Genomic DNA, 21,958 nt, shown 5'->3' on the forward strand with positions numbered 1-21,958 from the left:
TTGCTGTATAGAGCAAATCCGGATGTTGCCCCCTGTTTATTCGGTTGTTATTCAGGTCTGTGTGGTTGGGCGCTGAATGTCAACTCATCAGGGCGTAAGAACTTTGAACAACACTCCCCAGCTTCATCATCATCTGCCTACGGATGAAGTCGATCTATTTGAACTGTTTCACGCAATCTACAAGCAAAGAAAATGGGTTATCGGTTGCACGCTGCTGGTCGGGTTACTGGGCGCAAGCTACGCGTTTCTCGCACCTGCCGTGTATCAGGTCAGCAGTGTGCTGCGGCCCGCCGCGATCAATGAGCTGGACGCACTCAATCGTTCCGAGGTCTATAAGTTGCCGCCTGCCGAGGCGCTGGCCAAGGTCGGCGCGCAACTGGACTCCTACGAGGCCAGGCTGGGCTTCTTCAGGGCTAACCCGGCGCTGTTCCAGGCCTTCCAGCGCCCAGGGCAAAGCCTGGAGCAAGGCTTTGAAGCGTTCAATCGCAATGCTATCAACCTGGTGCTACAAGACCCCAGGCGGTCCGACGCTGCCAACAGTTATATGCGCCTGGAAATGCAGTATCCCCGCGGGATTGATGGCGTGGCGATCCTCAACGGGCTGGTCGACTATGCGATTGCGCTACAGCGCGAGCAAGTGGGCGCCGACCTTAAAGTGATCGTCAATAACCGCCTGAATGAACTCCAAGGCAAGATCGACGCCGCTCGTGCCAATTACGAAACGGCTAAAGAGTCAAAAATTGCCAGGTTACTGGAGGCCGATGACGTCAAGCGCGCCACGTTGAAAGATGAAATCGCGGCCTTGCGCTCGCAAATGACGGTGGAGCGCAGTAATCGCCTGGTGGAGCTGACAGAAGCCATTTCGATTGCCCGATCCATCGGTATCAAAAGCCCCACCACGCCCTCTGCCATGGGAGCCTACGCTTTTAACGGTTCAAGTCAGGTGATGCGCACCGAGGTGACCAACCAGAAAGTCCCGCTGTTTTTCATGGGCACGCAGGTGTTGGAGGCAGAGCGGGCCGCGTTGCAGCGACGCACTAACGACGACTTCACCAACAGCCGAATCGTCGAAATTGGCAAAGAGTTGCGCATGCTCGATTCCAATCGTGAAGTCGAGGGGCTCAACGCACGCAAGAATGAAGACCTGTTCCTGCAGGGCGTTGAGTCGCTGTGGGCAGAACAGGCGCGGTTGCGCAGGCTCAACATCGATATGAGTACGCTAAGGCTGGTGACCGTTGACCGGCGGGCCCAAGAGCCTTTGGGCCCGATCAAACCGAAAAAAGCAATGATCGTCGTGTTGAGCCTGCTGGCCGGGCTGATGCTGGGGATACTGGTGGCCTTGATACGGTATTTCTCGCAGGTACGCCGTAGTATCGGGCCATTTTCGTTGACCGATGAGCGCCGCCTGATACAGCAATAGGGCATGCTCAAACACCTCGCACCAGGCTCAAACGCCAGCCTGCGGGCGTGTCTGCCCAGCACACTCAGTAGACAGCTTTTCACAATTCTTAGTTAACTTTTGGTTACAAACTGTGGCTAAATAACTGCCAATGGTCACGCGCCGGCTGTCATCCAGCGGGGCGTGCCGACCGTGTGAATTGTGATTTCAGGCGCTGCATTCCATCCTCGACCGTCGTGGGTACGCGGGAGCAGCCTGTTCTCTTCTGACGTGTGGCGAAATCCCTTGAAACTCATCATCGTTGCTCTCTACGTTGCCTCCATTGCGTATGTACACCTGCGTGGTCGGGTGCGGCACAAGTTGGGCCGTCAGCTCAGCGATCATTCGACCTTCCTGGCGCCGATCAACTGCTTTCTCTACCTGTTCTCCAAGCTGCCCAGTCGGCCTTACCTGTCGCCCAGCAATTTTCCGGACCTGAGTCCGTTGCAAGAACACTGGGAGGAGATTCGCCAGGAAGGCCAGAACTTGATGCGAGCAGGGCAGATCAAGCGTTCGCAAGAGCACAATGACGTGGGGTTCAACTCGTTTTTCAAATCGGGTTGGAAGCGTTTTTATCTCAAATGGTATGGCGACAGTCACCCGTCAGCGATGAAGCTGTGCCCGCGCACCACCGAGCTAGTGCAGGGTATCGGCTCGATCAAGGCGGCGATGTTCGCCGAATTGCCGCCGGGCTCCCGGTTGGTACGCCACCGCGATCCCTATGCCGGCTCCTACCGTTATCACCTGGGCTTGGATACGCCGAACGATCCGGGCTGCTACATCAATGTGGACGGTGAGCATTACTTCTGGCGCGACGGTGAGCCAGTGATGTTCGACGAGACCTACATCCACTACGCCGAAAACACCACCCAGCACAATCGGATCATCCTGTTCTGTGATATCGAGCGGCCGATGAAATATCGCTGGGCAGCGGCGTTCAATCGCTGGTTCAGCCGTAACGTGATGGCCGCAGCAGGCTCGCCCAACGAGGAGGGCGACAAGACCGGTGCGCTGAATCGCGCCTTTACCCGCCTGTACAAGATTCGCGTGCGTGGCAAGGCCTTGAAGAAGCGCAACCGCACGCGCTATTACCTGGAAAAGTGGGCGATCTTTGGGGCTCTTGCGCTGATCTTCGTGCTCATCTGAGGCGTGGCCGGGGCGCCATTCACGGCGGTGGATGAGGTCCTGCAAGCATACGGACAGATCGTGTTACACCTAATCAGGAAGTATTTAGTTACCAAAGCCGAACCCCAGGCGTAGCGTGTTATCGAATACGTGTACTCCTCGGCCCAGTGAGGCTTTGTCATGAACACCCGTGTATGCCGCGTTGCCGCGTTGATGTTGGGTCTGGCCTTGATTCCACTCGCCCAAGCGCAAAATCTTCCCGGCAACAACCCCTCGAACAACAGCCCTATCCATCGGGCCAACCCCAATAGCATGCAGGGCACCCAGCCCAACGCGCCGGCCATTCGCGGGATTCAGACCGGGCCGACCACGCGTACGCCGACCTTGGAAAATGGTGGAATCGGCAACCGCTATCCGCAGCGCGATGCCGCTCCCCGTCGTCCGGCTCCCGAAACCAAAGCCCCCACTTATGATGCCAACGGCAATCGCCGGTAAGGATTTGTCTTATGTTTCTACGCAAAACCCTGATAGCCGTTGCGTGCGTGACCAGTATCGGTGCCGTACATGCGGGCGATGCTCAACAGTTCCCCACTGAGCAAGGCAGCATCACCGCCACGCCTATCGTCAAAGGCCTGGACCATCCCTGGGCCGTGGCGTTTCTGCCGGACAAGCAAGGCTTCCTGGTGACTGAGCGTGCGGGCCACCTGCGTTTCGTCACTCCGGACGGCAAGCTCTCGGCGCCATTGACCGGTGTGCCCGAAGTCTGGGCCAAAGGGCAGGGTGGTTTGTTGGACGTGGTGCTATCGCCCGACTTCAAACAAGACCGCCTGGTCTACCTGTCGTATGCCGAAGGCGGCGGCAAAGGCGGTACGGCCGGCACCGCCGTGGGCCGTGGGCGCCTGGCGGCGGACTTGAGTGGCTTGAGCGATTTCAAGGTCATCCTGCGCCAGGAGCCGAAGCTGTCTACCGGCAATCACTTCGGCTCGCGCCTGGCGTTTGACCGGGACGGCTACCTGTTCGTGACCCTGGGTGAAAACAATGACCGGCCCACCGCCCAGGACCTGGACAAGCTCCAAGGCAAAGTGGTGCGCATCTTCGCGGATGGTCGCGTGCCCGAGGACAACCCCTTTGTCGGCCAGCAGGGTGTGCGTCCGGAGATCTGGTCCTATGGTCAGCGCAACCCCCAAGGCCTGGCGCTGAACCCCTGGAGCGGCACAGTCTGGGAGAACGAACACGGACCACGGGGCGGCGATGAAATCAATATCATCGAGCGGGGCAAAAACTATGGCTGGCCCTTGGCTACCCACGGCATCAACTATTCCCTGACACCCATTCCCGAAGCCAAAGGCAAGACCGCTGAAGGCACCGTGGCCCCCCACCACGTGTGGGAAAAGTCACCGGCCATCAGTGGTATGGCGTTTTATGACGCCGATCGTTTCAAGGCTTGGCAGCACAACCTGTTTATCGGCGCGTTGGCCAGCCAGGAACTGATTCGCTTGCAGTTCGATGGCGACAAGATCGTGCATGAGGAGCGTTTGCTGGGCGGCCTGAAAGCGCGGATTCGCGATGTGCGGCAGGGCCCGGATGGCTACCTGTACGTGCTGACGGATGAAAATGATGGCGTGCTGTATCGCGTCGGTCTGAATCAGGATTAAGCGCTACGCCGCAAGCGTGAGGCTTCACGCTTGCGGCTTCAGGCTAGAGCCCCAGTTCGGACAACCCCGGATGCTCATCCGGGCGCCGGCCCAGGGGCCAGTGGAACTTGCGTTCGCTTTCCTGGATGGGCAGGTCGTTGATGCAGGCAAAACGATTGGCCATCAGGCCGTACTCGTCGAATTCCCAGTTTTCGTTACCATAAGAGCGAAACCAGTTGCCCGAGTCGTCGTGCCATTCATAGGCATAACGCACGGCAATGCGGTTATCGGTGAACGCCCATAATTCTTTGATCAGCCGATAATCCAACTCCTTGGCCCACTTGCGAGTCAGAAAACCCTTCGCCTCCTCGCGGTTGTGAGCGAATTCGGCGCGGTTACGCCACTGAGTGTCCACGGTGTAGGCCAGGGACACGCGTTGCGGGTCGCGAGAGTTCCAGCCGTCTTCGGCCAGGCGCACTTTTTCGATGGCCGACTCGCGAGTGAAGGGGGGAAGAGGCGGGCGTGTCTGCGGGGTTGATGACATGTGATGGCTCCTGTTAAGACGAAGTTGCGTGGCTGTGCATTCAAAGACCCAATAACGTTCGCGCCATGCATTGCGCATTATTGGCGGCGCTTGAATCACCCATCACCAGGGCAACGGTAATGGCGCCATCGATCAGGATCAGCAGGTGCGCGGCCTGCCGTTCGGGCTCGGGGGTGCCATGTGCTTGACACAGTTCGAGGGCGTACTCGAACAGCTTTTGTTTATGCGCCTTGGCCAACAGGCGGACCGGGTCGTGCGGGTCGCCGGTTTCGCCGCTGGTATTGATAAAGGCGCAGCCGCGAAAATCCGCCGAGCCGAACCAGGTGTTCAATGCGCTGAACAGTGCGAGCAAGCGCTCGCCACTGCCTTCGACACGCTCCACTTCGCTGCGCAGCCAACGCAGCCAGCGCTCGTCGCGGCGTTGCAGGGCGGCAATCACCAGTTCGTCTTTATTGGCGAAGTAGCGGTATATGCTTTTTCGCGAGACGCCGGCGGTTTTCACCAGCAAGTCCATGCCGGTGGCGGCGATGCCATGGCGATAGATCAACTTTTCAGTGACGTCGAGGATGATGTCGCGGGTTTCGTTGCCAGTCATGTCGTTCATGCCACAAACAGTAGAACGATCGTTCTCCTTGGTCAATAAACTTTTTCCATAGCGCGCAGCGAGACCTGAGCACCCCCATGGTGTAAGCTCGGGACCTCTTCGGATTCGACCCATTGCGAGCCTTATGCCGTCGTTCTTCAAACGCTCCCTGTTGCCCAAGCTACGTGGTTTCCCTCTTACTCCTGACGCCATTGGCGTGCTGTCCGGTGCCGATGCGTATCGTCGTTGCCTGCTGGAGCAAATCCCCCGGGCCACGCGGCGTATCTACATCGTTGCGCTGTACTTGCAGCACGATGAAGCCGGGCAGGAAATCTACGACGCCCTGCACGCCGCCAAGACGGCACGGCCGGCGCTGGACATCGTGGTGGTGGTCGATTGGCTGCGCGCCCAGCGCGGACTGATCGGTGCCGGCAAGCAGCCTGGCAACAGCGCCTGGTACCAGGCCATGACTCAGCGCCATGCCAGCGAAGTGCCGGTGTACGGCGTGCCGGTACAAACCCGCGAGCTGTTTGGCGTGCTGCACCTCAAGGGCTTTGTGATCGATGACAGCGTGCTGTACAGCGGCGCGAGCTTGAATAACGTGTACCTGCACAAGTTCGACAAATACCGCTTTGACCGCTACCACCTGATTCACAGCCAACCGCTGGCCGATTCGATGCAGCACCTGGTGGAACATGGCCTGGTAGCGTCCAAGGCGGTGCACCGCCTGGACCTACCGAACCCGCCCACCACCCGCAGCCTGCGCAACGATATCGGCGACCTGCGCAGCCGTCTCAAGCACGCGGCCTACGACACCACGGCTGGGCAACTGCCCAATGGTCACCTGTCGGTCAGCCCGCTGCTGGGTGTGGGCAAGAACAACCCGCTGAGCCGGGTGATCCTGGAACTGATCGCCAGCGCCCAGCACCAACTGACCATCTGCACGCCGTACTTCAACCTGCCGTTGCCGGTCACTCGCGAGATCAACCGTGCCCTGGCACGTGGCGTGAAGATCGATATCATTGTTGGTGACAAGACCGCCAACGACTTCTACATCCCGCCCAGTGAGCCGTTCAAGGTGATCGCGGCACTGCCTTACCTATACGAAATCAGCCTGCGCCGTTTTGCCAAGCGCCATCAACCGATGATCGACAGCGGCCGCTTGAACCTGCACCTATGGCACGACGGCGACAACACCTATCACCTCAAGGGCATGTGGATCGACGAGCGCTATACCTTGCTCACCGGCAACAACCTCAACCCTCGGGCCTTTCGCCTCGATTTGGAAAACGCCTTGCTCATCGATGACCCACAAGGCCAGTGGCTCGAGCCGCGGCGGGTGGAGCTGGAGCAGATTTTCCAACACACCACGCGCATCGAGCGTTATCAGCACTTACAGACGCTGCCGGATTACCCGCAAGCTGTTGGCAAATTCCTACGCCGAGTCAGCCGGGTACGTATTGAGAGGTTGCTCTACCGCATCCTGTGAGCCACGCTGATGTCGTACCACAAACACTCTGATTACCGTCACGTATTTGGGAGTTCGCTTGCCCACATCGGCCGTGCCGGCCTTTAAATTTCCTCTCGACAGTTCTTAGGGATGAGAACTCTGCCCTTCATTGGTACAGAGGAAACAGAAATGTCGAGCATCGACTCAAGCGTTCGCGCCTCCCTCCTGACGCCCGTGGCGCAACCGGCCCGCCAAGCACCCGCAGTGGCCCCCTCAGTTGACAGCACGTTGCGTCACAAACGCGAAATCACTCCCAACCCCGCCGCCGAGACAGGCCCGCAATGGACGTTGCAGCCTGTACCTGAGCCGTCGAGTGACGGCGATCACCAACTGCAAAACGCACTCGGCACATCCGCCATGCGCAACCCCTCGGATTCGCTAGTCCAGATCCCACCCGACAGCTTGGTTTACGCAGGGTTTTGTGCCGTGCGCAGTGCTTTCAATACCGCCGACATGAAGGCGTGGCTGATGAGCAAGGGCTTGGCGCTGGATACCGTGGTGGTTGGCCCCGACACCGTTACCGGATTGGTCATGGGAAGAGGTGGGGCGACACGCAAGACATTTACCCTGGGCGATGACTCCGGCTGGTGGCAAGTCAGCGCCCGATTGCGTGCAGCCGTCAGCGCGCTGGATGTCGCCGGTAAGGGCGTGGTCTATATGAGCGCGCAAAGCGAGCTGTTTTCCCGCAATGCGTTGTTGCGATGGTATGGCATCACCCCACCGACCCAGCTGGACGAGTTGGATCAGGTGCGTGAGGCCTTGATGGAGTCAGATTGGTCAGGCCTGTCGAGCGAGTTGAAGAACCGTTTGCGCAGCGCCAGCCTAGCGTCAATAAAAGCCATCAATTTGATGGATGAGCGCGCGCATCTGGCGAGCGGCCTGCGTGATTTCGTTCGCGATAAGTCTGACGATGAAGCCATCTCGCTGGCCAATGTCCGCACACCGATCAGCCCGACTGCAGCACCGGCCGTCAACGCTGCTGTCACGGCTCCCATCGCCGAAGTACTGATTTCCCAGGGGTTATCGGAACCCAAGACCGGCAAAGAGGTACGCAATGTCATTCGTTGGCTCCTCACCCAGATGCCACCCGCCCCGGCGTTGGGTGACTACGCACAGCTGATTTCGCAGCCGTGGGCGCCTGGCCTGTTGTCGCAGACCGATAAGCGCCTGGTACCGCAGTTGATCGAGGACGATGGGATCAGCCAGGGCAGTACGGCCAGTCTGTTGCGCGCACTTGATTTTGTCGGGGTTCTGGATGACAACACCCCTGAGGCCCTGCGTGCCCAGGCGGATCACTTCCTGGAGCAAATCCTTGGCCATCGTACGGCACTCCACTGGGGCGAGGCAGCGGCGCGCAGCTTGAGTTTTCAGGGGGCATCCGGGGCGTTTGCGCTGTCGGCGCGCGAAGCCAAGCAAATGGCGCTTGCGGCGGTCCTGTTGCAGATCGACCCGGATGCAGGCAAACGCCGCGGCCTCATTGCCGGCTACGACGTTTATCGCGCTGCCAACAGCGGGATGACGATGGCTGAGGTGCGCGCACAAGTCGAGGCCCACCTGAGCGCCCATCCTTTGCTCGATGCGCAGACCGTTCCTTTGATCGCGCACCTGTTCCTCGCCAGTAACGCCCCGGAGTTTTTGGTCCGGGATATTGCGCCCACACTCCGCGTGGGTTCTACGGCCTGGGCTGACCTTCGCCTGGGTGTCGCGTTTGCCGAGCGCCAGGGTGGAGCCGGCTGTTCGCGAGCGATGAACTACGATGAGATCCTGGCGCTCAGCCGGCTGGATGCGTCCACTCCCGAAGAGGCTGCGCTGCTGGATAACTACGGTGTCGATACGTTGCTCGATTGGGGCGTGATGCAAGGCGTCTACCCCAGGCCGCAAGAGGAGCGTTACACCCCGCAACTGCATCAACAGGCCGCCGAAGCGTTCCAGGCCCAGCGTGATCAACTGCTGCAAGCCTTAGAGGTGTTCAGGGTGCCACTGCCCACGCGGCGTGAGTTGGCGACCCTGCACCTCAAAGCTGTATTTCCCGAACTCAGCCTCGAACAATTGAAAGCGTTGAAAGTACACATCGCAGACCGGGATGAGCTTCGCAACATGGCATTGTCCGAACCCAGGGCCCGCTCACTGATAGAAACCTACATGACGGGCGAACTGGTCAAGGACCGCTGGATGCTGCTCGCCCCAGGGGAGCAGGCGCCTCAACCCGCCCCGGCCAAAACGCCCTCTCAGTTCAACCGCGGTCTCAGTCCGGCTGATCGAGCCGTTGTCGACCGTAACGTCCAAGCCCTTAATCTGAAAATCGCCAACCTGCCGGATGTGCAGGCTCAAGTGCCGGGCAAAGTGGACGCCTACCTGGCGGACCTCAAGCAAGGGCTGAATACTGCTACTCGAAAGCTGATTGCAGAATTGCCACTGGCAGATCGACAGGCCCTGGAATATGGCAGCATCGAACTGTTCACTTTGCGTGAGCAAACCGACGCAGTGCTCATCATGGAGGAAACACCTGAGCAGGTTGAGGAAGGGCGCGGGCGCAAAGGCACGTTGATACGCTGTGCCCACAACGGCAAGGTCAGCTATTTTGAGGTGTTTGCGCCGAAGATGTTGATCGTCAAGCGTGAGGACTTGCCGGACCAGTTGGCGTTGGGCGGCACCCTTGAAGACTTCGTGAAAACCTACGGTGCCTGGGCACCCACCGACGTACAGAAGCAAAACGGTGCAGTGGAGCCGTTTGATTTCAACGCCTACACCAGCGACGCCATGCCTCGGCCGGGCGTATCGTCCCCGCGCATCATCATCGAAAAGCTGGGTGACACGCTACCTGCCACTGCGCCCCCGGCCGGGCATGACAGCCTGCCAGTGCCCAACAGCTTTTCATCGGCCCGCACCGAGGCGATCGTCCAGGGCATTATGGAAGGTAATTTCATACATCACCGCGACAGCGTGTTGAAGATCGCCCAGGGTGAGCTACCGCTTGAACAGCAGCGGCAGTTGTCGAGAGCCAACGACAGGATGCTGTTGAGCATGATCCCTTTTGTCGGCGCAATCATGGAATTGGCCAAGGGCAATATTGTCGAGGGCACGCGTGCGCTGGTCATCGACACAGTCGGTGCATTGTTGAGCGGGGCGGGATCGACGATTCGGCCCTTGGTGCAGTCGACAAAAGTCGTCGCGCCCTTTGGTGCCAAGGCGTTTCGCGTGTTGGAGAAGGGCGTAACGGCCGTCAGCGCATTTTTGAACCCGCTGGATGGCGGGGCGGACTTGCTAGGCAACACTGCAAAAGGTGTGTTTGTGCTGCCCAATCTGCTCAAAAGCGCACCGAAAATAACGGTGCTTACCAATATGTTTGCGATAGAGGAAAAACTCCGGGCATTCCTGGGTGTGCATTTAGGCTTGCGTCAGCTCCAACAGCTAGAAACCACTGAGCAGAAGCCTGCGCATAACGGTCACAACCATGCCGTGCCGGTACACGCGCTGCAGGTCAATGGTCAGTGGTACGCGACCAATCCGCAAAACGGCGCACCGATGGGTACGCCGTTGGATGGGTTCACGCTGTCGAGCGCAACGTAGAACGCTCAGGCCTGCGCACCGTGCCTAGGCATTTTGCTCAGTTCAGGCCCAGCTTGCCGCGCAGGGTCGACAGGTCTTCGGCCAAGGTGTTCACCGGACCGACCAACGCCTTACGGTCGTTTTCCTTCACGTTGTCGTAGGTCTGGAAGCCACCGTCCTTGGTCTTGTATTTGGCCAGGACCTTGTCCACGGTGGCGAAGTTTTTGTTGACTTTGGCCAGGAAGGCCTTGTCTTGCTTCTCGATCTGGCCACGGAACAGATCAACGATTTTTTTCGCGCCGTCGATGTTGCCCTGGAAGTCATACAGGTCGGTATGGCTGTAGCGGTCTTCTTCACCGGAGATCTTGGTCGCGGCGACTTCTTCGAGCAGGGCTGCGGCGCCGCCGACGACTTTCTCCGGCGGGAAGGTCAGGCCGTCGACGCGGGTCTTGAGGTCATTGACGTCGGCGTTGAGCTTGGCGGTCAGCGCTTGCAAACCCTTGGTCGAATTCTGCGAGAACAACGCGTATTCGATGCGGTGGAAACCGGTGAAGTCTTCGGCGGTCACGCCTTTTTCGTGGTCGTCGACGCGGGAGTCGATGGACGCATCCAGGTCACTGAACAGCTCGGCAATCGGCTCGATGGACTCATAGTGCACGCGGGTCGGCGCGTAGAGCTTCTTGGCCGTGGCCAGGTCGCCCTTGTTGATGGCGTCGGTGAATGCTTGGGTCTGGGTCACCAGTTCACCGATTTCCTCTGTGACGTAGATCTTGTAGTCCGACACCGGCCCTACCAGGTCCAGCGGCGCCGTGGTGGCGGCGAAGGCGGCCAGGGGCGAGAGGGTCATTAACAACGACAACGCGAGAGTCGATTTCTTCATGGGACGGTTTCCGCTGTGGGGGTTGGTTTCAGGTGTTGGCAGTGGTTTGAGGGTGCGTGGCCGCGAGCAGCGTGCGCCCGATGAAATCCTTGGGGCCGGTGACCCCCGGCAAGGTGAAGAAGTACCCACCGCCGACCGGCTTGAGGTACTCCTCCAGGGGCTCGCCGTTGAGCCGGGTCTGCACGCTGATAAAGCCTTTCTCCAGGTCAGCCTGGTAGCAGATGAACAACAGCCCCATGTCCAGCTGGCCGTTTTTGTTGACGCCGTTGGAGTAGTTGAACGGCCGGCGCAGGATCAAGTTGGCCTGAGTCTGCGGGGTGCGTGGGTTGGCCAGGCGGATGTGCGCATCAAGCTTGGTCAACTTGCCTTGCGGGTCCTTGCTGTAGTCGGGAACCTGGCTTTCTTGCTGGCCACCCATCGGCGCGCCCGTGGTCTTGACGCGGCCGATGATGCTTTCTTGCTCTTGCAGGGGCGTGCGGTCCCAACGCTCGACGAAGTTGCGGATAATGCGCACTGCCTGGTAGCTGCCATGGGCCGCCCAGGCCGGTTCGTCGTTGCCCGGTTGGACCCAGACGATTTGGTTCATCGCTTTATCGTCGTTGGAGTTCGGGTTGGCCGAGCCGTCACGGAAACCCAGGAAGTTGCGCGCGCTCTGCGCCGGCTCGCCGGGTTTGGCCGGCGCCTGTGGCGGCACGCTGCCTTCCTGTTTCCAGCGCACCAGCAACAGGTCGGGCAGGTTTTTCACGATGTCGCGCAGGGCGTGGATATTGGTGTCCGGGGTGTTGGAACTCAATTGCAGGCTGAGGTCGCCGTGGCATTGCGCTGGCTCCAGCGCATCGTTGGGGAAACCGACCATGCGGCTCAGGCGCTTGGGTTTGGCGGCGCCCAGGCCGAAACGCTCATCGAACAGCGATTCGCCGACGGACACGGTGATGGTCAGGTTGTCCGGGGTGACCACCGGGCCAAGGATCCCGGAATCGGTGGGCGGCAACTTCGGATCGACTTGCTCCACGGTGCCGCCGGTCATCAGGAAACCGATGCGCTCGTTCAAGGTGCGGAACAGCCGCTCCAGGTCTTCGCGGTCACTGGCCAATACGTCGAATGCCACGATCATGCCGCAGGCCGGGCGCGGGGTGACGATGCCGCTTTGGTGCTGGCCGAAAAAGTCGTGATGGTCCTGGGTCTTGTCACTGCGCGGTGCGGTGGTGACTTGTTCTTGCGCTGCGGCGGCCATGGCCGGGCAGCTCAGGCTGCTGCCGGCAATCGCTGCGCCGGTGGCGGCCATGCCCAGCAGGACACGGCGGCGTTGTAGATCAAACTGTGCTGAATCACTCATGTGTGCGGTCGTCTTCACTGCAGGCCGGAGAGGCCAAGGGCGGGGTCGATTCCATCGAGTGCAACGGCCAGAGCCTTGGCCTTGTCGGCGATCTGCTTGCGCTGATCGGCGTTTACGCTGTCGTACGTGACATAACGGTCATCGACCTTGAACCCAGCGAGTTCGGCGTCGAAGGCGGCGAGGGCGCTGTCAATCTTCGGCAACAGGTCGGCGGCGGATTTGCTCAACAGTGCACGCATCAACTCGACCACTTTGTGCGCTGCTTGCAGGTTGGCGGCGAAACCGTTCAGGTCGACGTGGCTGTAGCGTTCCTCCTCACCGCTGACGGCACGTACATCGGCCAGGCTGTTGAGGTTGCGCACCACGATGCTCACCAGTTGCTCCGGTGGCAGCGACTGGGCCAGCAGTTGCTGTTTAAGGCTAGTGACATCGGTGACCAGGCGCTGCGCCAGCGGGGCCAGGCCATCAAGGCTGCGTTGCTGGAACAGGCTGTATTCGAGGCGATGGAAGCCGCTGAAAGCTGGGTCCTGCTCGCGTTTTTCGAAGTAATCGGCGCGGGCGTTGATTGCGTTGTCCAGCTCCGCCAGGCGTTGGGACGCGGGCGCCAGTCGCTGGTAAGCCTCACGGGCCGGAACATACAGCGCCTGGGCTTGTGCCAGGTCACCAGTGTTGATCGCTTGCTGCAGGGCGGTCACGGCCTTGACCAATGCGCTGCCCTGGCTGCTCAGGTAGACCCGGAACTCCGATAACGGGCCGATAAACGCCACCATCGACGGCTTGGCTTTTGCCTGGGCGTCAGACTCCGCAGTTGGCGTTACATGCAACGTGCCACGGGGGTTGCTCAGCAACCCACAGGTGATCGCATAGTCGCCGGGCAGCAGGTTGGCGTTGATCACTTGGCTCAGGCCGGGGGCGATGTTTTCCCGTTCCTCGACCACCAGCACGCCGTCGAGGATTTCCCATTCCACGGCGCGGTCGGAACGGTTGATGATGCGAAAGCTCGCCCGCCCGGCCGGGACCGTCAACGCGTTTGGCTCGCAGGCGTGGCCATGGATGGTCACGGCGATTTCATTGCTGTTGGTCTGGCGCTTGGCGGCGGCCAATTGCGAGGCGTAGTAGAACAGGCCACCGGCGGCGATCATCACGACCACCGAGCCGGCCACCGCCCAGCGCAGGGCGCGGGGAGGCGAGGCAGGTTGAGGCGTTGGGTTGGACAAGAGACGGTCCTTACTGACTGGAAACGGAAGAGGGCGTGTTGGCAGGCTTGGCCGGTGCCGCAGGCAAGAAAAACATCACCAGCGCCACGACCAGGTAGATCAGGTAGGCGCCCAAGGTACTGACGGTCGGCGCTTCCTGGTAACCGAACATGCCGGCCAGTACCGAACCCAGGGGGCTGTCCATTGGCAACCCGGCGCTGAAGTCGAACAGTACGGTTTGCAGGCGGTTCCACACGCCGGCTTCATGCAGCGCTTGCACCGAGTTGGCGAGGATGCCGGCGGCAACCACCAGGATAAACAGGCCGGTCCAACGGAAAAACGCCCCCAGGTTCAAGCGCATGCTGCCGGTGTAGATCAGAAAACCCACGATGATGGCCAGGATCAGGCCAAGTAGGGCGCCAATCGGCGCGCCGGGGCCTTCACTCTGCTGGAACACCGCGAGCAGGAAAAACACGGTTTCCAGGCCTTCACGGGCCACGGCGAAAAACACCATGAGGATCAGTGCCGTGACCTGGTGTTTGGAACCGGTCAACGCCTGATCAAGGGAAGCGTGCAGGGAATGCTTGATGGAGCGCGCCACCTTGCGCATCCAGAACACCATGGAACTGAGAATGCCCACGGCCACCAGGCCGACGATGCCTTCGAACAGTTCCTGTTGTTTCTGCGGGAACTCGGCGCTGACCAGTTCCAGGCCGCCGCCGACCAGCAAGGCCAACGCAGCAGCGAGGAACACCCCGATCCACACCGCCGGCATCCACTGGCCACGGCCGGTCTGTTGCAGGTAACTGGCGATGATGCCAACGATCAACGCTGCTTCAATGCCTTCGCGCAGCATGATGAGAAAGGGGACAAGCATTCGGCACCAAAGCGTAACTAGATAGGAGCCTAAGTTGTAACATAATGATACTCATTACTAAACAAGCAATCTTGACGTTTGCTGAACAGTGGCTGAACGGCCCAGAGAAGGCCGCTCAGTAGTCCTGTCCGATGGCTTGGTTGTAGGTATCCACCAGCAATTCAAAGCGCCGTTGAGTTTCAAAGTAATCAGCGTCCAACTGCTCTGGGTCGGTGGTTTCGCTTGAGTGTCGGGCGAGTGTTTGCAGCGCGCCAAGGTAGTCGTAACCGGGTTGTTTTACCCGTTGCCATAGCTATTGGCGCTTGATACTGCGTGTATCGGCGTCGGACGGCACCCCAAGCACTTCCCAGCAACTCATCGGATGAGCGCCCTGTTGGTAAAAATCCCGGCGCAGAATACCCGAGAGCCCCACCGACATGCCTACTCTTTTGCGGCGTGACTGCCTAAGATGGCGGCACTTCACGCCACACAGGACACGGACTGTACCCATGTCGGAAAAAGACACCATCTCCATCCACCTCCTGCGCGAGGCCTTGTTGCAGAGCTGCGCAGCCGGTGTGGCCACGGTGGAGGTCTTGCGCAAAGTCGGGATTGACCCGGCGCTGCTGGAACTGCCCAGCGCTCGGGTGCCGGCCAGTGCTTACGCACGGTTGTGGCGTTTGCTGGCGCGGCGAATGGACGACGAGTTCTTTGGCATGGACCCGCGCAAGCTCAAGTCCGGCAGCCTGGCGTTCCTGTGTCGTGCCGCCATCGCGCAACCCACCCTGGCGACCGGCCTGGAAACGGGCTTGGGCTTCCTTTCGCTGATGCTGGAGTGCATGCCTGCCCACCTGGTGCGCCAACAGAGCCTGGCGCAAATCGTGTTGCTGGAGCCTGAAGATGAGCCCAAGCGCGCCTTTACCTATTTCACCTACTGGATGATCGTGCACGGCGTCGCCTGCTGGCTGGCAGGGCGGCGCATTCCGATCCTGGCCATCGAATTGCGCTGCTCGCCGCCGGATTTTTGTGACGACTACCAGGTAATGTTCTCCGACAACCTGCGCTTCGATCGACCGCGAACGCGCATGATCTTCTCTGCCGATTGCCTCGACCTGCCGATCAAACGCAGCCCGCAGGAACTCCAGCGTTTCCTGGCCCACGCGCCGGCCAATATCCTGGTCAAATACCGCGACCCCGACAGCCTGGCCGCTCGTGTCAAACACGATCTGCGCCAAATGCCGCCGGACACTTGGCCGGAAACCGAGGGCCTGGCGGCCACCTTCTGTATCTCCGCTTCCACGCTGCGCCGTCGTCTGGCGGAAGAGGGGCAGACCTACCAAGGCCTCAAGGACAGCGTGCGTAAAGAACTGGCAATTGTGTGGTTGGCGGAGCCGCAGATCAGCTTTGCCGAGATTGCGGCGAGGCTGGGATTTGCGGACACCAGTTCGTTCTACAAGGCGTTTCGCAAGTGGGCGGGATCGAATCCGGGGCATTATCGGAGCTTGATTCTCGGAGACCTCCGCTAATCAGCGTAGCGGACTGCTGACGGCCAAGACTTTTCCGATCCCATCTCTGCGCTCACAGGGGGAAGGTAGGCGCCCGTCAACCGTTGGAGCCCGATTCCATGCTGACCAAGGTCGTTTCTACGCCTGAACGTATTGTCAGGAATGTCCCACCCGCAGATGCCCACACACCCTCCGACCGCCCCACGGCGCCTGTACGCCCGGAGCCGTTTCTGCGTGCGCCGACCATAGAACACCACGTCGCAGGGAAGTTGCAGAGCATCAGTGACTTTTCGCAAGCGATGCTCGACACGGCTGTACTCCATGCCAGAAATAAGGAACGTTGGGTTGTCGCCCTGGAGCAGAGCGTGCAAGGCAAGGCTGACCAGGACACGATTGATATCGGCAACCTCCGCTTTTCGAGTATTGCCGGGTCAACTCTGGCGGCCCAGGTACAACGTGGGCGCAATGCCCTGGTCGCGCTGGCTAAGCGCCCAGGCATGCAGGCCGTGTGGCGCAAGTATGTTGCCAATGGGCACGCGCCCCATCTGCGAGTCTGCGATGGGCGTCTGAATGTATTGGGTAGCGCCGGACGCTGGATCGACCTGACCGACGAGGTATCAGCCCAACCCGGCTTGAAGAAGCGTGTTGACAGGCTGGTGCGGATGGCGCGCGCCACCGGGAACATTTTGCATTCCACGGGGGAAGTCGACGCCTTGCAAGTATTGCGCGTGATGTTACCCAACGTGGACGGGCACAGTGCACCTCGCCCGGCCAAGGACCTGCGCATCCTGATCGACTGGCAGCGTCACCCGTTACCTCCCAGCCCGCCAATGGGTAACTATACCGGCCAATGGCTGGCGCCGGACTCACCCGTGAAACTCAGCGTGCAAGACCGCGAAAGACTGGTTGAGACCTGTGAGCGCATTGTCGGCCCGCATTGGTTGGACAAGCAGCAGTCGCTCACTGGCAACCTCAATGCGCGCATCCTTGGGCTGTTAAACAGGCAGGCCGCGCTTAGCGGGGAGCGCCTGCAACGCTTGCCGGAGGGCTTGAGTGCTCCTCAACCGGCTGTTCGCCAAGAGTCACTCAAGCAGTTGCTGATCACCGGGCATCTGTTGCGCATTGATCCGCACGTGGGGCAACGCAGAAATCACGTGGCAGGTTTTGACGTGTACGCGGTGCAACGCACAGGGCTCAAGATGGCCGATGTGCGCAATGACTTGCAGATGCACCTGATGCGAAACAAGGGGGTTCATCCGGCTGCGGTGCAAGCGGTGGCGCATCTGTTTCTGGCGACGGTCGCTCCGGAATTTCTGGTGCGTGATATCCCAGAGACCCTGCACATTGGCTCCCCTGCGTGGCTGGCATTAAGGAAGACCGTTGCTTTGCTTGAAACGCACGCACCCGGCTCAAGTCGGACGCTGACCTACGCCCAGGTGCTGGAACGTGCGGTTCTGCAACCGCCAACGCAAGCGCTGGTGCCACTGTTTCAGGCTGCCGAGGCAGACCCATTGCTCGATTGGAGTGTGTTGAACGGTGTGATCGCGGCCCGCTCGGACGACGATTACAGCGTGGAAGACCTGCGCAAGAGCACTCAGAAATACCACGAGTACATCGAGACCACGCAAAAGGCTTCCGTGGTCCTGGATAGCCCTCCCGTGACGCGCAGAGCACTGGCCCAGGCGGATCTCAAGGCGACTTTCCCTGGCCGTGACCTGGAGGCGCCGGTGCAAAGAGAAACATACCCGCTGCCTTTTTTTTTGGATGACCCGGAGTACGAGCTGAGCTTGACTGACCTGCACATGATGGGTGAGTTGAAGAAAGGTGAGGACCGGGCTCGCGCCGCTAGGGGCCCCTTCGGGTCGCTTATCACGCCAGTGGGTAAGGCGCTTGCCGAACTGCGACCCGGCTTCAATCAGCTCCGGCTTACCCAAGACACCCTCGACTCGTCGGTAAAACGGGGTGTCGACAAGTTCAGTGCGGCAATCACCACACGGATAAAGGATATCTTCAGCAAAATGCCTTATTCGGACCGGCACCTGTTGGAGCGTGAAGAGTTGACGTTCTACACGGTTGAAGCCGAGTCAATCACCGGCGACGGGAAGGCCATCAACGGCGCGGATGAGCAAGCGCAGCGTGTACGAGCACGCTATGGTTTTATCGTCCAGGCGGGGCAGGGCGAGCGGGCAACGTTTTTTGAGTTTTGGCCCTTGAGGGGCGAATACTTTGAACGTCCCGAGTTCCAGCAGGCGCTGGACCAAGGCGAAGCAATGGTGCCACGGGTATGGGTGATCAAACTGCTGTCGCACGTTGACAGCCCAGGTGCGGGGAAGTCCGAGGTACAAGTGCGTGCCCTGCGCGAAACCCTGCCGGCCGGCAACGGGCGTGAGCTGTTGGCGCCGGGTGGCTACTTTTCGCAGAAAACCCGGGACTTTGCGGCTTATACCCAGCGCCATGACTTGGTGCTCAGTCAACAGGAACTCTTGGACGCTGCGATGGGGCAGACCCCGCGGGAGCGTTTTGACGCGCTGACACAGGAGGCGACAAAGGCCATTGAAGACCTGCTAATCCCGTTCAAGGGATGTTATGACGACATCACCTGCGGGCGGGTCAAGACCGACTTGGGCGCATTGACCGGGTGCGCGCTCGATGTCGTGATGATCGGCTCTGTGGCGGGGGGCGAGGCCTTGAAAGGGGCGCAGGTTATCAGCCGGGCAGACACGGGACTGTCCAGGGTCTCGGCCGCGGCGAGGACCTTTGGCAAATTGACCCAGAATGTGTTGAATCCTCTTGCGGGCCTGGAGCAGCCTTTACTGAACGGCCAGGAATGGTTGAGCAAACGTGGCTTTTTCCGTCTGGGCCAGCCCGTGGGCGAGGCTCGTGCGACCTGGCAGGCCAGGCTGGAAGACCAATTGGGTGCCCAGCCGATTGAGGTCCAACGCCCACGGAAAATGCGCAGGCCATCCATTGACAATGAGCACGTGGCCCCACGCGAACCTGCTCATTTGCCGGCGATAAAACCCGCCGAAGCAGCCGTCGCAACAACCCCGCTCGAACAAAGCCGTCAAGCCATCGAGCGCGCGCTACCCATCGCCCGCAGGCGGCTCGATGGCGCGTTGAGCGCCGTGTCTGACCCCGTGTTCGAGAAGGACCTGAAATTCGTCTGCAACACCTTCTTCGGCTCGGACTCCGAGGCGGCCGTCGCGGCCTTCACACGCAAGCAACGCACCATGAAAGTAGACTTGGACACGTTGAATCTTTCGAACATCAACTTTCTTGAGAACGAAGGCGCACAGTGGCAGGCCCAGCTCCTGCCAACCTCCTACAGCCGTTACAAGGCCGGCAACCTGCAGGAAAAATACATTGAAGTGAATGTCGAGGGCGCTACGGACTATTACCATTTCATGGGAAATAGCGACGAGGCCATGGCCAACACCCTGATCCACGAACAGGCCCATGGTTTCCCAGGGGATGAAGACTATGTGTATTCCGGGGCGATCAAGGGCGGACGCGAGGACATTGCAGATTTGCTCAACCTGGGCAAAACCACCGACCCCACACACTTTCGCCACTTGGGTGATGAAGTACAGGAAGCGACCCTGAGCCTGTTCGCCAAGACACCCCAGGCGCACAACGCCGACTCCACCCTGTTCGGCATTGCGCTGCTGGACCAGGCAAAAAACAATCGCACGCTATACGAGGAAAACGTCGCAGCCATTCAACAGGCGCTGGCCACTGCCAAGGCCAATGGCGGTGTGATTACCGAGCATTTACCGGTCAGGATCATTCGTAAGCGCGCCACCCCCGGCAGTCCTTTGCCGCGGTTTGTGCTGCTGCGCCACGATCAGACAGGCGAAATCGTCCAGGTGCTTGAGCGGCGCTCCCGTCCCCCCGTACGCGGGCGCCAGGCACCACGCCCGGTTTGCGACATCGTGCAGGATGTTTTTAAGTGGCGCTGAAGATCACGATAACGGCAGCGGCGAAATCTTGATTGAAGGTGAATCGAGAGAAGTGGGGGGGACTCTGCCGGTTGCCGGCTCCAGGAGTTTGGCCTTGGCTAGCTGCTGGATCAGTGCTTCGCTGGGTTTTGGCGCAGGGATATTGGCCAGGCGTGCTTCCAGCCATTGCAGCTTGCCGTCCCAGGCGGGGAGTTTGGCGGGGGGGAGGGGGAGGATTTCGTTGATTTCGGGGACTTTTGGGTCGGCGTAGGAGTAGTCCGCTAGCAGACTCCAGATTGTTTTATAGCGATCAGCGCGTTCGAGGTCTTGCTGTTGGTTGAGGTAATAAAGTTCATCGGGAGAGTGTCAGATTTTTTGTGTGCGGGCCGGTTACGGCCTGCCGTCAGGCAGGCCCTAGCTTTACCAGGTCGGCCTGATAAATCGATCTCCGTACAGAATCGAAAATTGATTCATCGCGCTCTTCCAATCATGAGCTGCGCTGCCCCAGTTCGCGGTGATATTTCGCAATGCCAGCCAGATTAGTTTTGTCGCGGCCTCATCCGTTGGGAAGTGGCCTCGCGTCTTGATGATCTTGCGCAACTGGGCATTGATACTCTCGATGGCGTTGGTTGTGTAGATCACTTTGCGTATCGCCGGGGGAAACACAAAGAACGGTATAACTCGATCCCAAGCACGTTTCCAAGCCGATACGACCGTCGGATATTGCTTACCCCAAGGCCCGGCTTCGAAAGCCAGTAGCGCTTGTTCTGCAGCGTCAACATTGAGTGCTTGATAGATCGGCTTCAGTGCCTTGGCCAGCTCACGGCGCTTATCCCACGGGGCGTAATCGAGGCTGTTACGGATCAAGTGGACGATACAGGTCTGCAATGTCGTCTCAGGAAATACAGCACTCAGCGCTTCGGGCATGCCTTTGAGACCATCAGTCACCGCGATCAAGACGTCTTCGACACCTCGGGTTTTCAGGTCGTTAAAGACCTTCATCCAAAACTTGGCGCCTTCGGTTGTTTCAATCCAAATTCCCAGGATATCTCGCGTTCCGTCCGGCAATACTCCCAGTGCCAAGTAAATCGCTTTGTTGCGAACCAGGCCTTCGTCGCGAATTTTGACTCGCAATGCATCGAAGAAAATTACCGGGTACATCGGTTCAAGCGGTCGCTGTTGCCAGGCGGTAACCTCCTCCAAAACTGCGTCAGTGACAGAACTGATGAAGTCGTGGGAGACGTCTGTTCCGTACTGTTCCGAGAGAAACGCCCGGATTTCGCGAACCGTCATACCTCGGGCATACATCGCGATGATCTTGTCATCAAAGCCTGTAAAACGGCGCTCATGCTTAGGGATCAAGATCGGGGCAAAGCTTCCATCGCGATCTCTGGGAATGTCGAGACGCAACGGGCCGTCATCGGTCAGCACCGTTTTGCCACTTTTGCCGTTGCGTTGGTTGCTCGATTCCTCAGGGCGCTCCGCGCCCTGAGGGTAGCCAAGGTGGTGGCCCAACTCGGCACCAAGGGCTCGCTCGATAAGTGCCTTTTTAAACGCCATCGAGGCATCCTGAATGGCTTCGGCACTCATCGGGCCGCTGACGAACTGGTCGATCAGCTCTTTTGGAATAGATGGAAGGTCTCGCAGGGCCTCACGGGCCGGTTTCTTTTTGGTCGGCATACATGCACCTCTATCAACATGTTATGCCCGAACACAAAATTTATGACAGTCCCCTTTTTTGTTCTTTGGTTGCGTGAATAAAGTACTGCTCAGCAAATGTCGTTCTTCAACCACCAAACAAAAAAAGCCCCATGACCAAACAGGCCACGGGGCTAAAAATTGGCTGGATGCGACCAACCAAAGG

General features: G+C 59.5%; 15 protein-coding genes and 1 pseudogene. 8 read left to right on the forward strand and 8 right to left on the reverse strand.

Annotated elements, in window-relative coordinates; genetic code table 11:
- Positions 1–103: 103 nt before the first annotated feature.
- The 4 genes from PspS35_RS13580 to PspS35_RS13595 all read left to right on the forward strand — a co-directional run bounded on the left by PspS35_RS13580 (position 104) and on the right by PspS35_RS13595 (position 4,218).
- Positions 104–1,420, forward strand: a complete 1,317-nt coding sequence (locus tag PspS35_RS13580) for a Wzz/FepE/Etk N-terminal domain-containing protein (RefSeq protein ID WP_238786041.1) — start codon at positions 104–106, stop codon at positions 1,418–1,420.
- Between the two features lie 264 nt (positions 1,421–1,684).
- Positions 1,685–2,584: a lipid A hydroxylase LpxO gene (lpxO, locus tag PspS35_RS13585; protein ID WP_159935258.1), complete on the forward strand. Its 900-nt coding sequence runs from the start codon at positions 1,685–1,687 to the stop codon at positions 2,582–2,584.
- 159 nt (positions 2,585–2,743) lie between these two features.
- A complete protein-coding gene (locus PspS35_RS13590) occupies positions 2,744–3,058 on the forward strand; it encodes a hypothetical protein (protein ID WP_159935260.1) in 315 nt (104 codons plus the stop codon).
- Positions 3,059–3,069: 11 nt separating this feature from the next.
- Positions 3,070–4,218, forward strand: coding sequence for a PQQ-dependent sugar dehydrogenase (locus tag PspS35_RS13595; RefSeq protein ID WP_159935262.1), 1,149 nt, complete (start codon positions 3,070–3,072; stop codon positions 4,216–4,218).
- A 43-nt stretch (positions 4,219–4,261) separates the two neighbouring features.
- On the opposite strand, the gene PspS35_RS13600 is transcribed toward PspS35_RS13595, so the two are convergent.
- Both PspS35_RS13600 and PspS35_RS13605 read right to left on the reverse strand, forming a co-directional pair.
- Entirely contained in the window at positions 4,262–4,741 is a 480-nt protein-coding gene (locus PspS35_RS13600) for a nuclear transport factor 2 family protein (protein ID WP_159935264.1), read from the reverse strand.
- 40 nt (positions 4,742–4,781) lie between these two features.
- Positions 4,782–5,345 carry a TetR/AcrR family transcriptional regulator gene (locus PspS35_RS13605; protein WP_159935266.1) on the reverse strand — a complete coding sequence of 188 codons (564 nt, stop codon included), beginning with the start codon at positions 5,343–5,345 and terminating at the stop codon, positions 4,782–4,784.
- Positions 5,346–5,469: 124 nt separating this feature from the next.
- On the opposite strand from PspS35_RS13605, the gene pssA reads away from it, so the two are divergent.
- Positions 5,470–6,813, forward strand: coding sequence for a CDP-diacylglycerol--serine O-phosphatidyltransferase (gene pssA, locus PspS35_RS13610; RefSeq protein ID WP_159935268.1), 1,344 nt, complete (start codon positions 5,470–5,472; stop codon positions 6,811–6,813).
- A gap of 150 nt (positions 6,814–6,963) precedes the next feature.
- Complete coding sequence (locus tag PspS35_RS13615; protein ID WP_159935270.1) at positions 6,964–10,404, forward strand: hypothetical protein; 3,441 nt, start codon at positions 6,964–6,966, stop codon at positions 10,402–10,404.
- Positions 10,405–10,441: 37 nt separating this feature from the next.
- On the opposite strand, the gene efeO (PspS35_RS13620) is transcribed toward PspS35_RS13615, so the two are convergent.
- Genes efeO (PspS35_RS13620) through efeU form a run of 4 tightly spaced genes read right to left on the reverse strand, consistent with a single transcriptional unit; the run spans position 10,442 to position 14,672 of the window.
- The gene (gene efeO / locus PspS35_RS13620) at positions 10,442–11,263 is read right to left on the reverse strand and encodes an iron uptake system protein EfeO (protein ID WP_159935272.1); all 822 of its coding nucleotides are present in this window, start codon (positions 11,261–11,263) and stop codon (positions 10,442–10,444) included.
- Between the two features lie 28 nt (positions 11,264–11,291).
- Positions 11,292–12,599: an iron uptake transporter deferrochelatase/peroxidase subunit gene (gene efeB, locus PspS35_RS13625; RefSeq protein WP_159935274.1), complete on the reverse strand. Its 1,308-nt coding sequence runs from the start codon at positions 12,597–12,599 to the stop codon at positions 11,292–11,294.
- Positions 12,600–12,613: 14 nt separating this feature from the next.
- On the reverse strand, positions 12,614–13,816 hold the full coding sequence (gene efeO / locus PspS35_RS13630; RefSeq protein ID WP_159935276.1) for an iron uptake system protein EfeO: 1,203 nt from the start codon (positions 13,814–13,816) through the stop codon (positions 12,614–12,616).
- A gap of 10 nt (positions 13,817–13,826) precedes the next feature.
- Positions 13,827–14,672 carry an iron uptake transporter permease EfeU gene (efeU, locus tag PspS35_RS13635; RefSeq protein ID WP_159935278.1) on the reverse strand — a complete coding sequence of 282 codons (846 nt, stop codon included), beginning with the start codon at positions 14,670–14,672 and terminating at the stop codon, positions 13,827–13,829.
- 488 nt (positions 14,673–15,160) lie between these two features.
- Between efeU and PspS35_RS13640 the strand changes: the two genes are divergently transcribed.
- Together PspS35_RS13640 and PspS35_RS13645 are read left to right on the forward strand one after the other, a co-directional pair.
- Complete coding sequence (locus PspS35_RS13640) at positions 15,161–16,177, forward strand: AraC family transcriptional regulator (protein ID WP_159935280.1); 1,017 nt, start codon at positions 15,161–15,163, stop codon at positions 16,175–16,177.
- Between the two features lie 98 nt (positions 16,178–16,275).
- Positions 16,276–20,115, forward strand: coding sequence for a hypothetical protein (locus PspS35_RS13645; protein WP_159935282.1), 3,840 nt, complete (start codon positions 16,276–16,278; stop codon positions 20,113–20,115).
- A 3-nt stretch (positions 20,116–20,118) separates the two neighbouring features.
- On the opposite strand, the pseudogene PspS35_RS30320 reads toward PspS35_RS13645, so the two are convergent.
- Both PspS35_RS30320 and PspS35_RS13650 read right to left on the reverse strand, forming a co-directional pair.
- Positions 20,119–20,445: pseudogene (locus tag PspS35_RS30320) on the reverse strand (DUF6396 domain-containing protein); the annotation flags it as partial.
- A gap of 69 nt (positions 20,446–20,514) precedes the next feature.
- Complete coding sequence (locus tag PspS35_RS13650; protein ID WP_159932780.1) at positions 20,515–21,774, reverse strand: IS256 family transposase; 1,260 nt, start codon at positions 21,772–21,774, stop codon at positions 20,515–20,517.
- Positions 21,775–21,958: the final 184 nt, after the last annotated feature.

Source organism: Pseudomonas sp. S35, assembly GCF_009866765.1.
Classification (GTDB): Bacteria; Pseudomonadota; Gammaproteobacteria; order Pseudomonadales; family Pseudomonadaceae; genus Aquipseudomonas.

Coding starts and splice junctions, on each gene's coding strand:
- PspS35_RS13590 (WP_159935260.1), top strand. CDS start 2,744: ATGAACACCCGTGTATGCCGCGTTGCCGCGTTGATGTTGGGTCTGGCC.
- PspS35_RS13595 (WP_159935262.1), top strand. CDS start 3,070: ATGTTTCTACGCAAAACCCTGATAGCCGTTGCGTGCGTGACCAGTATC.
- PspS35_RS13600 (WP_159935264.1), bottom strand. CDS start 4,741: ATGTCATCAACCCCGCAGACACGCCCGCCTCTTCCCCCCTTCACTCGC.
- PspS35_RS13605 (WP_159935266.1), bottom strand. CDS start 5,345: ATGAACGACATGACTGGCAACGAAACCCGCGACATCATCCTCGACGTC.
- pssA (WP_159935268.1), top strand. CDS start 5,470: ATGCCGTCGTTCTTCAAACGCTCCCTGTTGCCCAAGCTACGTGGTTTC.
- PspS35_RS13615 (WP_159935270.1), top strand. CDS start 6,964: ATGTCGAGCATCGACTCAAGCGTTCGCGCCTCCCTCCTGACGCCCGTG.
- efeO (WP_159935272.1), bottom strand. CDS start 11,263: ATGAAGAAATCGACTCTCGCGTTGTCGTTGTTAATGACCCTCTCGCCC.
- efeB (WP_159935274.1), bottom strand. CDS start 12,599: ATGAGTGATTCAGCACAGTTTGATCTACAACGCCGCCGTGTCCTGCTG.
- efeU (WP_159935278.1), bottom strand. CDS start 14,672: ATGCTTGTCCCCTTTCTCATCATGCTGCGCGAAGGCATTGAAGCAGCG.
- PspS35_RS13640 (WP_159935280.1), top strand. CDS start 15,161: ATGTCGGAAAAAGACACCATCTCCATCCACCTCCTGCGCGAGGCCTTG.
- PspS35_RS13645 (WP_159935282.1), top strand. CDS start 16,276: ATGCTGACCAAGGTCGTTTCTACGCCTGAACGTATTGTCAGGAATGTC.
- PspS35_RS13650 (WP_159932780.1), bottom strand. CDS start 21,774: ATGCCGACCAAAAAGAAACCGGCCCGTGAGGCCCTGCGAGACCTTCCA.